The sequence below is a fragment of the Pseudomonas sp. DW-iso17 genome, from assembly GCF_058725345.1.
In genome coordinates, this window is record NZ_JBZXEA010000036.1 from 1 (window position 1) to 13,512 (window position 13,512).

Genomic DNA, 13,512 nt, shown 5'->3' on the forward strand with positions numbered 1-13,512 from the left:
GCCAAGACGAAAAGACCTTGAAAGGGCTGGCTTTTACAGCGGGTCACTTTTGGAAGGACCCAAAAGTAACCAAAAGGTCCTCGCCCCACCACTCGGCACCTCGCTTGGGCTCGGTGTGCCCGTAATCCGCCAGTGATTTGGGGGGCCGCCGCCACGCGCCATCCATGGCGCGGGGCGGCTAAACCGGCATCCCTGCCGGTTTACCCCCCAAATCCCTGTCGAATTCCGGCCAGCGTGGTTTAACGGGGCGCCTGAGATCAAAAGCAGATCAAGAGCGGCTCGCTTCGCATCGTGGTTACCGCCTGGGTAGGAGCGGGTAGGATTGAGTTTCGCAAAAACCAGAAAACCCGCCGAGGCGGGTTTTCTCACAACTTACTGCACAGCAGGCGAATCAAGGCCATGTTTTTCAATCACCGTAAACACATCCGCCACATCCTGGACCATGATCCGGGCGGTATTGGCAACTGTGCGCGGGTTCGCAGACCAGGAAGAATCACCCCCGGCAGACCCGAAGGTCTCCCACGCACAGCCGCCACACCGACAGGATGTATCAAACCCCACTCACCAACTTCCCACTGTCCATCCGGCGCTTATACGCACTGTCCCGACTCGCCAACCAGAAGTACAACGGCGACGTCACCACCAACCCCACCACCCACGACAAGTCCGCGCCGTTGATGTGCTGCGAAATCGGCCCCACGTACAGCGGCGTGTTCATGAACGGAATCTGCACCACGATCCCCACCCCATAGGCCAGCAGCGCCTGGGGGTTGTACTTGCCGTAGATGCCGCCATCCACGCGGAAGATCGAGGCGATGTCGTATTGGCCTTTGTGAATGGCATAGAAGTCGATCAGGTTGATCGCCGTCCAAGGCACCAGCACCACCAGCAGCACCAGCACCATGTCGACGAAGTGGCCGATGAAGTCTTGGGAGGCAAACACCGCCGCAATCGAACAGGCGGCCAGCACGATGATGGAGATCACCGCACGGCTTTTCGCGGTCGGGATCCAGCGGTAGGCGAAGGTCTGTACCAGGGTGATGATCGACAGCACCGCGCCGTACAGGTTGAGGGCGTTGTGGCTGATCACGCTGAGCAGGAACAGCACCAGCATCAACGGGCCGATGGCGCCGGTGGCGAGTTTGACGGCGTCCATGGTGTCCATGCCTACCGGCGTGGCGAGCACTGCCACGGCGCCGAAGATGAACGCCAGGCTCGACCCCAGCGCCGAGCCTAGGTAGGTGGTCCAGAAGGTGGCGGCTACCGGCACGTCGGCGGGCAGGTAGCGGGAGTAGTCCGACACGTAGGGCGCAAACGCGATTTGCCACAGCGCAGCCAGGGAAACAGTGGCCAGCCAACCGGAGATGTTGAAGCTGCCACGGGTGAGGAAATCGGTGGTCTGCACATGGGTGAAGATGTAGCCAAAGCCCAGCACGATGCCGGCGCCGAGGATCCAGGTGCCGATGCGGTTGAGTACGTGGATGAAGCGGTAGCCGATGATGCCGATGATCCCGGAACCGATGGCGCCGATAACGATGCCCACCGGTACAGGCACGGCGTCCACCACACCATGCAGGGATTTACCGGCCAGCACGATGTTGGAGGCGAAGAAGCCGATGTACATCACCCCCGCAATCACCACCACCAGCAATGCGCCGAGGGAGCCGAACTGCGCACGACTCTGGATCATCTGCGGGATACCCATTTGCGGGCCCTGGGCCGAGTGCAATGCCATCAACACACCGCCGACCAAATGGCCGACAAGGATAGCGACAATGCCCCACACCAGGTTGAGGTGGAACAGTTGCACACCCAGTGCGCCAGTGACGATCGGCAACGGCGCGATGTTGCCGCCGAACCACAGGGTGAACAGGTCTCTTACCTTTCCATGGCGATCTTCCGGGGGCACGTATCCAATCGTGTGTTTTTCGATGAGCGGGGCGGAGGATGTTGCAGTGGTAACCATGACGAGCTCCAAGGCAAGGTGAGTACGTGGGCGTACTTCGCTGTGCGGCGCATGGGCACCGCTTTGTTGTTGGAGTGATCATCTGCAATGGGCGCAGGCAGGTAAATTAGTAAGTTTGTTGCTATAGACCTTAAAAAAAGTATCTCGTGAGGTTTTTTGCTCCGGTATGTTGCATGCACGTCAATGGCTTGAAAAACCGGTGTTTCTTCGCACTTGTTTGGGGCAAAAAACCACGTTTAGGGAGGTGCCGATGGCAGCCTATAACCTGCGTCAGCTCAGATATTTTGTGACCACGGCCGAATGCGGCAGCGTTGCCGAGGCGTCGCGCAAGCTGTATATCGCCCAGCCGTCGGTTTCCACGGCGATCAAGCAACTGGAAGACAGCTTTGGCGTGCAACTGTTTATCCGCCATCACGCCCAGGGCGTTTCCCTCACGCCCAGCGGAGCGCGCTTTTATCGCAAGGCGTTGGAGCTGTTGCGGGTAGCCCATGAGTTCGAACAGAACGCCCTGGCCGATAACGATGTGGTGGCCGGGCAGATTGACATCGGTTGTTTTGAAACCGTGGCACCGTTGTACTTGCCACGCTTGATCGCCGGTTTCAAGGCGCGCTGGCCGGGCGTGGAGATCCGTATCCGCGATGGCGAGCAGCAGGAGCTGGTGCAGGCGCTGACGGCGGGCAGTATCGACGTGGCGATGCTGTTTGAGCACGACCTGGGCAGCACCATCGAGACCACGCCGCTGATGCCGCCGCAACAGCCCTATGCGTTGCTGCCGGCCGACCACCGCTTTGCCCAACAGGCCAAGGTGTCCCTGGCCGACCTGGTGCTGGAGCCGATGATTTTGCTGGACGTGTTGCCCAGCCGTACCTACTTCGTGAGCATCTTCGAAGAGCGCGGGCTGACCCCGAATATTGTATTTAGCTCGCCCTCCATCGAAATGGTGCGGGGCATGGTGGGGCGGGGGTTCGGGTTCTCGATCCTGGTGACCAAACCGTTCAGCGAGTACACCTATGATGGGCAGAAAGTGGTGTGCATTCCCTTGGTGGAAACGGTCACGGGGTCGGGGTTGTCCGCCGTCTGGCTACGCCGCGCACCCTTGACCAAACCGGTGCAGTTGTTTGTCGACTACTGCCGCGAAGAGTTGGCGCGACTACTGGGCTGAACACCAAACCCCAATGCCGATCAGTTAAGCGAACACAGTGCTCAACGCAACTAAGATCAAAGGTGGGAGCTGGCTTGCCTGCGAAAGCGGTCGTGCAGTAACCGATGCAGTGATTGACACACCGCCTTCGCGGGCAAGCCCGCTCCCACAGGGATTTGCGCTTAACTGATCGGCATTGGGGCTGGCCCCTCCCACATAGGTGGTGCGATGTCTTCAGGTGCTGATAAAGCCTAGCAACCGCTGCAACATCGCATCGCAGCCATCGAGCTGCTCCAGGCTCACAAACTCATCGGGCTTATGCCCTTGGTCCATGCTGCCTGGCCCGCATACCACGGTGGGAATACCCACCGCATCGAACAGCCCGCCCTCGGTACCAAACGCTACGGTGCCGAATGCCTGCGAGTCGCAAAACGTCGCAATCAATTGCGCCGCCTGGCTGCGCTCATCCGTGACCAGCCCTGGGTAGGCCGACAACTCGGTGAACCGAATCGAACTCTGCTTGCTGACCGCCTGCATGCGCGGCAACACCTGCTGCCGCGCGTAGGCCTGTAGCTCTTCAGCTACTTCGCCCGGGTCCATGGAGGGCAGGGCGCGCACCTCAAAGTCAAAGCGGCAGTCGGCTGGCACGATATTCAAGGCCTTGCCGCCGTTGATCATGCCGGTCTGTACCGTGCTGAACGGCGGGTCAAAACGTGGGTCCTGACGCGCGCGTAGCCGTTGGCCAATGCGCCCCAGTTCACCGATCAACTCGGCGGCGTGTTCAATCGCATTCACACCCGAGGGCGCATAGGCCGAGTGGCACGCCTGGCCCTGAACATCGCAGCGCATCGCCAACTTCCCCTTGTGGCCCAGTACCGGCTTGAGCTCGGTCGGCTCGCCGATGATGCACAACATCGGCTTGACCGGACGCTGTTCAAGAACGGCGAGCAGCGAGCGCACGCCCAGGCAGCCGACTTCCTCATCGTAGGACAGGGCGATGTGCACCGGCAGGCGCAATGGCGCCTTGACCAGCGCTGGCACCAACGCCAGCACGCAGGCGATATACCCCTTCATGTCGGCGGTGCCGCGCCCGAACAGCTTGCCGTCGCGCTCGGTCAGCGTGAACGGCGGCAGGCTCCAGGGTTGCCCATCCACCGGCACCACGTCGGTATGCCCCGACAGCACGATACCTGGCAGTTCCACCGGGCCGATGCTGGCAAACAGGTTGGCCTTGCTGCGTTGCGCGTTGTAGACCAGCTCGCTGGTGACGCCAAGCCCGGCCAGGTAATCGCGCACATACTCGATCAATTGCAGGTTGGACTCGCGGCTGGTGGTGTCGAAGCCCACCAGGGTTTCCAGCAGGTCGCGGCTGCGGCTCATCGGTCGTCTCCGGCCACACCGTAGCCGGGGGAGCGGTCGGGGGCGAGGGCACGATCGATATAGTCCTGCACCTGTGGGCGGTAGGCATCCCAGATTTTTTGCAATTCGCCAATCGGCGCCTCGTCGGCCCAATCCACGCGCAAGTTGATAATCGGCCAAGTCAACTCGCCCACCACCACCAGCGCGGCGGAGTGCACCGGGCCGGCTTCGCCACCGGCGGCGATGGCGGCATGCATCGCGGCCAGTAGACGGTCTGCGAGCTGGCCTTCGCCCTGTTCGAAGGCCGTGACCATCGCGGTGATCACTTCAGGGGCGGCGAGCATATTGCCCGCCGCCACGCATTGCTCGCCCGATACCGCGTGATGGGTACCCAGGGTCTGACTGCCGCTGAAATGCACGCTGCGGCCCAGGTGGTCAATCGCCGTCAGTTGCCGGTACTGGCTGTAGCCGTTGCGGGTGAGCGCTTTATCGACGGCGTCGGCGGGAGCCAGGCCCTGTTCCAGCCCGTCGAGGACGTCAGGGCCGAGGGCCGGCAAGGTGATGTTCTGGGTCGACACGGCGCCCACACCGGGCCGCAGCCACGGGCAGCGGGCGCCCACGGCGATGCTCGATGAGCTGATGGCAATGCCCAGTTGGCCGGTCTCTGCACAACGGCCGACGATAGAAAAGGTCATGGCTAGCCTCCTTACTCTGGGATAACCGCGATCACATCAATTTCCATCAGCCACTGCGGCTGGCCCAGGGCCGAAACCACCAGCCCGGTGGAAATCGGGAACACGCCCTTGAGCCACTTGCCGACTTCCTGGTACACCGGCTCGCGATAGCGTGGGTCGATCAAATAGGTGGTGGTCTTCACGATATGGCTGAGGTCGCTGCCGGCTTCTTCCAGCAGTTGCTTGACGTTCTTCATCGCCTGCTCGGCCTGGGCCCGTGGGTCGCCGAGGCCGACCAGGTTGCCGTCGAAATCAGTGCCCACCTGGCCGCGTACGTACACGGTGTTGCCGGCGCGCACGGCCTGGCATAGGTCGTTGTCCAGGCTCTGGTTGGGATAGGTTTCTTTGGTGTTGAACATGCGAATGCGAGTGTGAGTAGGCATCAAAAAACTCCTGGGAAAAATGATCAGGCGCTGACAGGGGACTGGCGGGCAACCGGGGCGGCTTCGCGGTACTCAAGGTACTGACGCTGGATGGCGATATGGTCGGCCACGTATTTGGCGTCGTGCCACACGCCCCAGATAAACGACGAGCCACGCCGCGATTGCCATGGCAACCCAAGGAAGTAGATGCCCGCTTCGCTGGAGACACCGCGCTGGTGTTGCGGCTTGCCAGCGGCGTCGAAGGCGTCTACCTGCAACCAGCTGTAGTCCACGGCAAATCCGGTGGCCCAGATGATCGAAGTGATGCCAGCCTCCGCCAGGTCCAGTGTCAGGATCGGCTGCTTGATGCATTCAGCGTCGGGGAACACGCGACGTGCCTCGGGCTCCAGGGGCAGGTCGAGGCCGTTGCGCTCGATATAGGCGTCGGCCGCATCCAGCAAGGCCAGGTAGTTTTCATCACCGCGCGCCAGGTTCTCCACCAGGTTGGGTTGGAACGTTGCCACCGTGCCGTCGAAGGCGTGAGTCAGGCCGACCAGGGTCATGCCTTGCTGGGCCAGCTCGCGAAAGTCGATGGTCTTGCCGCCGTGGGCGCCACTCACGGCAATGGTGACGTGCTCGCGGCCGGGTTTCATCGCCGCCTGGTCCCACTCGCCCAATACGCCCAACCACCAGCAGAAGTCGCGGTTGCGATAGGCGCGAGGAGGGCGGTCATGGGCGCCGACCGACAGGTACACCTGGCGACCGGAACGCTGCAATTCATCGGCAATTTGCACCCCGGACGAGCCGGCGCCCACCACCAGCACAGCGCCGGCTGGCAGTTGCCCAGGGTTGCGATAGTCGGCGGAGTGGATCTGGTGCAGCGCGGTGTCTTTAGGCGCGATAGCGGGAATCACAGGCTTTTGAAAGGGCCCGGTGGCGGCTACCACGCGGTTGGCTTCGATCACGCCTTCGCTGGTGTGCACGGTAAAGCCGGGGCGCCCCTCGTTGCGTACTACTGAGGTGACGTCCACGCCGGTGCGGATCGGCGCGTTGAATTTACGGGCATAGGCTTCGAAGTAATCGGCGACGCGCTCTTTGGGTGCGAACCCATCGGCGGGGACGTCATCGAAATGCAGGCCGGGGAAGCGGTCATGCCAGGCCGGGCCGTTGGCGACCAATGAGTCCCAGCGGCCGGTGCGCCAGCGCTCGGCAATACGGCTGCGTTCCAGCACCAGGTGCGGCACGCCTTGCTTGCTCAAATGCTCGCTCATGGCCACGCCAGCTTGACCTGCGCCAACCACCAGCGTGTCTATTTTTGTTATCGCTACAGTCATGTCTCTATCCTTGCGTAATGCAGTTGGATTCAGCTCGGGCATGACGTCAAGTTAGGCGGCGGGGGGGTATTAATAAAATATTATTAAGTTGGGAAGTGAGCATAAATATCGGATGCAGAGCCGGCGAATGCCTGCCAGACAGCACATACATGCAATTCCCCACAGCTGCCAACCGGCCACACTCTCCCCATCGCTCAATGCTCCGGGGAAACACCCAGCCATGGAATCAACCGCCAACACTCGCCCCGACGAAGTCGTCACCCTGGTCGTCAAGCACCGGGTCAAACCCGGCTTTGAAGTCGAGTACGAAGCCTGGCTGCGCCGCATCGTGCGCATCGCGGGCGAACGCCCTGGGCACCTTGGCGTTGACGTGGTGCGCAGCCAGCAAAACGGCATGGCGCTGTTCACTTGCGTGCTGCGCTATAGCTCCACCAACGCCCTTGAGCTGTGGCTCGGCTCCCCGCAACGCCAGGCCCTGATCGACGAAGCCGCGCCCATGCTGGCGGATGGCGACCAGACGGAAATCGGCGCGGCCAATGAATTCTGGTTCACGCCCCAGGCCGAGGGCGGTGCCAAGCCGCCGCGCTGGAAGCAGGCGGTGGTCAGCCTGTTTGTGATCCTGCCGCAAACCCTGCTGCTGCCGTTTATCTGGGGGCCGATCCTGCGGTTGCACCCGTTTTTGTCCAACTACGTGGTCTCCACCTTCCTGGTCACCCTGACCATCGTGTTGCTGGTGGTGTACCTGCTGATGCCGGCGGCCACCCGCCTGTTCGCTCCCTGGCTTGAAGCCTCTGTAAAGGAAACCCTATGAACGCCGATCTGATTCTGTTCAATGGCCAGTTCCACACCGTGGACCGGGAAAACCCACGCGCCACCGCCGTGGCCATCCACCAAGGGCGCTTTGTCGCCGTCGGTACCGACGGCGAAGCCATGGCCCTGCGCGGCAGCGGCACCCAGGTCATCGACCTCAAGGGCCGCACCGTGATTCCCGGCCTCAACGACTCGCACTTGCACCTGATTCGTGGCGGTTTGAACTACAACCTTGAACTGCGCTGGGAAGGCGTGCCGTCCCTGGCCGATGCCTTGCGCATGCTCAAAGACCAGGCCGACCGCACGCCCACGCCGCAATGGGTGCGCGTGGTGGGCGGCTGGAACGAATTCCAGTTCGCCGAAAAGCGCATGCCCACCCTGGAAGAGCTCAACCAGGCCGCCCCGGACACCCCGGTGTTCGTGCTGCACCTGTACGACCGCGCCTTGCTCAACCGCGCAGCCCTGCGGGTGGCGGGCTACACCAAGGACACGCCGAACCCGCCGGGCGGTGAGATCGTACGCGACAGCAACGGCAACCCCACCGGCATGCTGGTGGCGCGGCCCAACGCGATGATCTTGTACTCGACCTTGGCCAAAGGCCCGAAACTGCCTTTGGAATATCAGGTCAACTCCACCCGCCAGTTCATGCGGGAACTCAATCGCCTGGGCCTGACCAGCGCCATCGATGCCGGCGGCGGCTTCCAGAACTACCCCGATGACTATGCGGTGATCGAGCAACTGGCCAAGGATCAACAGTTGACGGTGCGCATCGCCTACAACCTGTTCACCCAGAAGCCCAAGGAAGAGCTCAGCGACTTCAAGCACTGGACCGGCAGCGTCACCCTGCACCAGGGCGATGACTACCTGCGCCATAACGGTGCCGGCGAGATGCTGGTGTTCTCGGCGGCGGATTTCGAAGACTTCCTCGAACCCCGCCCTGACCTGCCGCTGACCATGGAACAGGAGCTGGAACCGGTGGTACGCCACCTGGTGGAACAGCGCTGGCCGTTCCGTCTGCACGCCACTTACGACGAGTCCATCTCGCGCATGCTCGACGTGTTCGAGAAGGTCAACCGCGATATTCCGTTCAATGGCTTGCCGTGGTTCTTCGACCACGCCGAAACCATCACCCCGAAAAACATCGAACGCGTGCGTGCCCTCGGTGGCGGTATTGCGATTCAGGATCGCATGGCGTTCCAGGGCGAATACTTCGTCGAGCGCTACGGCGCCAAGGCCGCCGAAGCCACGCCGCCGATCAAGCGCATGCTGGCCGAAGGCGTGCCGGTAGGGGCGGGCACCGATGCCACCCGCGTGTCGAGCTACAACCCCTGGACCTCGCTGTATTGGATGGTCAGCGGCCGCACCGTCGGTGGCCTGGAGCTGCACGCCGAGGGCTTGCCGCGCCTTACCGCATTGGAGCTGTTCACCCACGGCAGCGCCTGGTTCTCCTCCGAGCAGGGCAAGAAAGGCCAGATCAAGGTCGGTCAATTGGCGGATGTCGCCGCGTTGTCGGCGGACTTTTTCAGCGTCGAAGAAGAAGCCATCAAGTGGATCGAGTCGGTGCTGACCGTGGTCGGCGGCAAGGTCGTGTACGGCGCTGGCGACTTCGAAGATTTCGCCCCGCCACGGGTACCGGTGCTGCCGGACTGGTCGCCGGTGGTCAAGGTGCCGGGGCACTGGCGCCCCACGTCGCCGATGCAGGCCCAGGTTCACCAGTGCAGCGGCCCCTGTGGCGTGCATGCCCATAGCCATGAAAAAGCGCGCCTTTCCAGCGTGCCGGTCAGCGACTTCCAGGGTTTCTGGGGTGCGTTCGGCTGCTCCTGCTTTGCCTTTTGAAGAACACCCCATCCCTAAAGGAGTTACCCATGACTTACAAGCGCTTGAACAAAGACGATGCTGTTGTTTTGTTGGTTGATCACCAGACCGGCCTGATCTCCCTGGTGCAGGATTTCTCCCCCAACGAGTTCAAGAACAACGTGCTGGCCCTGGCCGACGTGGCGAAGTTCTTCAACCTGCCGACCATCCTGACCACCAGCTTTGAAAGCGGCCCCAACGGCCCATTGGTGCCTGAGCTCAAAGAACTGTTCCCCGACGCGCCGTACATTCCGCGCCCTGGCCAGATCAACGCGTGGGACAACGAAGATTTCGTCAAGGCCGTCAAGGCCACCGGCCGCAAGCAAATCATCATTGCCGGTGTGGTGACCGACGTGTGCGTGGCGTTCCCGACCCTGTGTGCCCTTGACGAAGGCTTTGAGGTCTTCGTGGTCACCGACGCTTCCGGCACCTTCAACGAAACCGTGCAACAAGCCGCCTGGGCGCGTATGACCGCCGCCGGTGCACAACTGGTCAACTGGTTCTCGGTGGCTTGCGAGCTGCAAGTGGACTGGCGCAACGACATGGAAGGCCTGGCCAACCTGCTCTCGCCGCGCATTCCCAACTACCGCAACCTGATGAACAGCTACTCGGCGTTCGCTGCCAAGTAAGCTGGTCGGTAAAACACCGCAAAACCCTGTGGGAGCTGGCTTGCCTGCGATAGCGGTGCATCAGTCAACAGCATTGCTGGCTGATACACCGCTATCGCAGGCAAGCCAGCTCCCACATTTGATTGTGTTCACATTTTGGTTTGTGGTGTGACCACTGACAGGCTATAAAACAGCCCATCGTCCCCTGAGAAGCGACAATGAACCCCTTCGAAGACATGCGCCTGTTCTGCCAGGTCATGGAATCCGGCAGTTTCACCGCCGCCGCCGAGCAATTGGGCTTGTCCAAGCAATTCGTCAGCCGCCGCCTGATCCAACTGGAAGACCGCCTGGGCGTGCGCTTGCTTAACCGCTCCACACGGCGCCTGGACGTCACGCCGCTGGGCCAGAGCTACTACGAGTCGGCCTTGCGCCTGCTCGGTGAGGTGGAACAAGTGGAGCAGGGCATCGCTGGCCAGAACAGCGAGCCCCGAGGCACCATTCGCCTCAGTGCACCCTTGTCGTTCGCCATGGCGCACCTGGGTTGCCTGTTGCCGTTGTTTCTGCGTCAGCATCCGCAGGTCTGCGTTGAAGTTGACCTGAGCGACCGTCCGGTGGACTTGATCGGCGAAGGCTACGACCTGGTGCTACGCATCGGTACCCTGGAAGATTCCACCCTGATCGCCCGACGGATCGCCGCTATCGAGCGGGTGTATTGCGCCAGCCCCGACTACCTGGCGTTGCGGGGTACGCCTTTGAAACCCGAGGATTTAACCACGCACGACTGCCTGCCCTACGGCCACGGCCGCCAGGTGCAATGGCGCTTCAAAGGCAAGGTGCAAGCCTTGAGCGTCAGTGGGCGCATGCGCGTCAATAACGGTGACCTGCTGCGCGATACCGCGATTGCCGGTCTGGGCGTTACCTACCTACCGACGTTCATCGTCAGCGACGCCTTGAAGGACGGTCGCTTGGTCAAGGTATTGGAAGACTTCGCCCCAGAGGCCTTGACCCTGTCGGCGGTGTACCCGCAGCACCGACAGAGTTCACGCCCGGTGCAAGCGCTGGTGGAGTTCCTGCGCGAACGCCTCGCTAGCGGCTGCTGAACAGTTGGCGGATCAGGTTGGGCGTGCTGCCCGTCCACCGCTTGAACGAACGCCGAAAATTCGCCGCATCGTTGAAGTTCAGGTACGCCGCGACTTCCTCGTTACTCAAGCCCTTGGTCAGGTACAGGTGCAAGGCCACATGCTTGCGCACCCGGTCGACCTGTTGCTGAAAACCGGTGTCGTGCCGTTGCAACTTGCGCTTTAGCGTGGCCGGGCTCATGGCGAAAATGTGCGCGGCCTGTTCCAGGCTGGGTGGTTGGCGCACATGTTCGCGCAGGTAGGCATAGAGGCAGTCCAGAAAACTTGTGGCAAAGCCCAGTTGCTCGATTTGTTCAAGGGCTTGCTGGCGCGCGACCTGGCCCGCCGTGGCCGAAGCGCCCGGCCAGTTGTGGGTGAGGTATTCACGGGGGATGCACATCATATCCAGCGGGCGTTCGAAGCGCGTGTGCTCGCCCAGATGCACCCAGTATTGCTCGACATACCGAGGTTCGGCATGGTTGAAACTGCACACCCATGGCAAGCGCTGGCCGCTGAGCCATTGGCTCATGGCAACCAGCGAGGTCATGCTGGCTTCGAGCAGAAAGCGCCAGTGTTCGCCGGCGCCGCAACTGTCCAACCAATACAGGTAAGCGTGGTGCTCATCCAGTTCCAGTTGCAGCGTAGCCAGCGGGCTGAGCAGCACTTGTTGCTGGATCAGGATGTCCAGGGCCTGATGAAGGTTCTGTGCATGCCCCAGCGCATGGCTGGCGGCGCCGTAGTAGCCGGGCAGCAGGCGTTGGCCAAACAGGAAACTGCTGTCATCGGCGTCCAGTAGTTTGCGGCTGTTGCCGATCAAGCCCAGAAACTGTTGCGGGCTCAACCGCGCGTTGCCGGCCAGGATGTCTTCGTGGAACAGGCCGGTGCCCCGCAGCAGGCGATGGCTGTCGATGTCCCGGGACAAGCCCAGGTCGATCAACGTGGCGGGTTGATAGTGACCGGGGATGAAGCGGCTGTCGTTTTCATACCAGCTGGTTTTCACGGCCATTTCAGGCGCTTTTCGCAAGGGGTTGCTTGGCCCGGGCCAGGCCCATATTCAGCCGCGTGAGCAGCTCGTGGGGGGACTCTTGCAAGGCCATTGCCACCGCCGTGGTCGCCGCCAGTTGCAGGCGTTCGCCCTGTTGCCGGGTCTTGTGGGCCAGGCTCTGCACCGCGTGTTGCAACTCCAGCGCCAGGCCCTGGGCCTGACGCTCGCCGGTATTGGGCAGCAGCACCACGAAACGATCGCCCGCCAGGCGGCACAACAGGTCTTGGCGGCGCAGGTTGAGCAGCAGCACGTGGCTGACCGCCTGTAGCACCGCATCACCCTCGGCATGCCCGTAGACCTGGTTGATGGTGGTGAAGTTATCCAGGTCCAGGGCGAGCAACGACAGTGGTTGTTGCTGCGCTTGGCTGTCGCGCAGGCTGTCGATGAGTTGGCGCTTGAGGTAGTCGGCGCCGGCCAGGGGCGTGAGTTTGTCGAATAGCCGGTGCTCGCGAAACAACCGCTCGCGTTTTTCCATTTGCGCGCTGATCGCCAGTTGTTCGTGGTGCCAGTGATAAATGCCAATCGTCAGCAGGATCATGCCCACCGGCATTGGCCCTGACTCCAGCCAGTGATCCCAGGACACGCTATCAGGCAGGCGGATGAATTCGTCGAGGCTGTCGATCCACCAGGAAAAAAAGATGCACGACAGCCCCAGGGCCAGGTATTGGGTGACCCGTCCGGCGGGGCGGCTTTTCAACACCAGGCCCAGCCAGATCAGCGCGAGCAGCGCCGAACCGCCTTCGCCGATGATATCCAGCCATACCCATTCGCTGACGCTCTTGAGCTCGCCGCAGGCCAGGTGCAGGAGCAGCCCGAGGTTGGCGGCGATCAGGAGCAACGCGAGTTTCCAGCGGTGGGGTTTGAGCACGGAAAACATGGCCACGGGTCCTTGGGCAAATGAGTAATGGGCGCCAGCACAGCAGATGGATGTGACGGTTGGATGACGGGCGGGGAGGGTCGAATCAGCTCATGCCCTTGGCACATTTTTCAGCTGAACATAGATCCCATGTGGGAGCTGGCTTGCCTGCGAAGACGGCCTGGCAGCCGGCCTCTATCTATCTGACGGTCAGCGTTCCAAATGTGGGAGCTGGCTTGCCTGCGATGGCGACCTGACAGGCGACACTGTTTATACCGAGTACATATCCATTCCTGCGGTAACGGCCACTTAGGGTTCCGCTTTT

At 61.9% G+C, this 13,512-nt stretch carries 12 protein-coding genes and 1 pseudogene; 5 read left to right on the forward strand and 8 right to left on the reverse strand.

The features are described from left to right. Positions 1-372: 372 nt before the first annotated feature. Positions 373-468: pseudogene (locus tag AC4PS6_RS20715) on the reverse strand (fructose-bisphosphate aldolase); the annotation flags it as partial. An 82-nt stretch (positions 469-550) separates the two neighbouring features. After that, positions 551-1,966: a purine-cytosine permease family protein gene (locus AC4PS6_RS20720; protein ID WP_336827525.1), complete on the reverse strand. Its 1,416-nt coding sequence runs from the start codon at positions 1,964-1,966 to the stop codon at positions 551-553. A 250-nt stretch (positions 1,967-2,216) separates the two neighbouring features. Here AC4PS6_RS20720 and AC4PS6_RS20725 point away from each other — a divergent pair, with 250 nt between their 5' ends. Continuing rightward, entirely contained in the window at positions 2,217-3,128 is a 912-nt protein-coding gene (locus AC4PS6_RS20725) for a LysR substrate-binding domain-containing protein (RefSeq protein WP_014718151.1), read from the forward strand. Between the two features lie 213 nt (positions 3,129-3,341). Here the strand turns inward: AC4PS6_RS20725 and argE are convergent, their stop codons facing one another. From argE to AC4PS6_RS20745, 4 genes are read right to left on the reverse strand one after another with little or no spacing between them, the layout of a single operon-like run. Continuing rightward, the gene (gene argE / locus AC4PS6_RS20730; RefSeq protein ID WP_014718152.1) at positions 3,342-4,487 is read right to left on the reverse strand and encodes an acetylornithine deacetylase; all 1,146 of its coding nucleotides are present in this window, start codon (positions 4,485-4,487) and stop codon (positions 3,342-3,344) included. Further along, positions 4,484-5,161 (reverse strand): DUF1028 domain-containing protein, encoded by a 678-nt coding sequence (locus AC4PS6_RS20735; RefSeq protein WP_336827526.1) that lies wholly within the window; start codon positions 5,159-5,161, stop codon positions 4,484-4,486. Before AC4PS6_RS20735 ends, argE begins: the two co-directional genes overlap by 4 nt. Positions 5,162-5,172: 11 nt before the next feature. Further along, positions 5,173-5,583: a RidA family protein gene (locus tag AC4PS6_RS20740; protein WP_014718154.1), complete on the reverse strand. Its 411-nt coding sequence runs from the start codon at positions 5,581-5,583 to the stop codon at positions 5,173-5,175. A gap of 23 nt (positions 5,584-5,606) precedes the next feature. Then, positions 5,607-6,938, reverse strand: a complete 1,332-nt coding sequence (locus AC4PS6_RS20745) for a flavin-containing monooxygenase (RefSeq protein WP_161981182.1) — start codon at positions 6,936-6,938, stop codon at positions 5,607-5,609. A gap of 178 nt (positions 6,939-7,116) precedes the next feature. Here AC4PS6_RS20745 and AC4PS6_RS20750 point away from each other — a divergent pair, with 178 nt between their 5' ends. The 4 genes from AC4PS6_RS20750 (at position 7,117) to AC4PS6_RS20765 (ending at position 11,268) form a co-directional block, all read left to right on the forward strand. Then, positions 7,117-7,707 carry an antibiotic biosynthesis monooxygenase gene (locus tag AC4PS6_RS20750; protein ID WP_014718156.1) on the forward strand — a complete coding sequence of 197 codons (591 nt, stop codon included), beginning with the start codon at positions 7,117-7,119 and terminating at the stop codon, positions 7,705-7,707. Next, positions 7,704-9,542 carry an amidohydrolase gene (locus AC4PS6_RS20755; protein WP_014718157.1) on the forward strand — a complete coding sequence of 613 codons (1,839 nt, stop codon included), beginning with the start codon at positions 7,704-7,706 and terminating at the stop codon, positions 9,540-9,542. Before AC4PS6_RS20750 ends, AC4PS6_RS20755 begins: the two co-directional genes overlap by 4 nt. Before the next feature lie 29 nt (positions 9,543-9,571). Continuing rightward, positions 9,572-10,189 (forward strand): isochorismate family cysteine hydrolase YcaC, encoded by a 618-nt coding sequence (gene ycaC, locus AC4PS6_RS20760; RefSeq protein ID WP_003191905.1) that lies wholly within the window; start codon positions 9,572-9,574, stop codon positions 10,187-10,189. A 197-nt stretch (positions 10,190-10,386) separates the two neighbouring features. Next, positions 10,387-11,268, forward strand: coding sequence for a LysR family transcriptional regulator (locus tag AC4PS6_RS20765; RefSeq protein ID WP_072434450.1), 882 nt, complete (start codon positions 10,387-10,389; stop codon positions 11,266-11,268). Here the strand turns inward: AC4PS6_RS20765 and AC4PS6_RS20770 are convergent. Further along, a complete protein-coding gene (locus AC4PS6_RS20770; protein WP_020301881.1) occupies positions 11,255-12,292 on the reverse strand; it encodes an AraC family transcriptional regulator in 1,038 nt (345 codons plus the stop codon). The two genes, AC4PS6_RS20765 and AC4PS6_RS20770, sit on opposite strands and share 14 nt — an antisense overlap. 1 nt (position 12,293) lies before the next feature. After that, a complete protein-coding gene (locus AC4PS6_RS20775) occupies positions 12,294-13,208 on the reverse strand; it encodes a GGDEF domain-containing protein (RefSeq protein WP_336827527.1) in 915 nt (304 codons plus the stop codon). Positions 13,209-13,512: the final 304 nt, after the last annotated feature.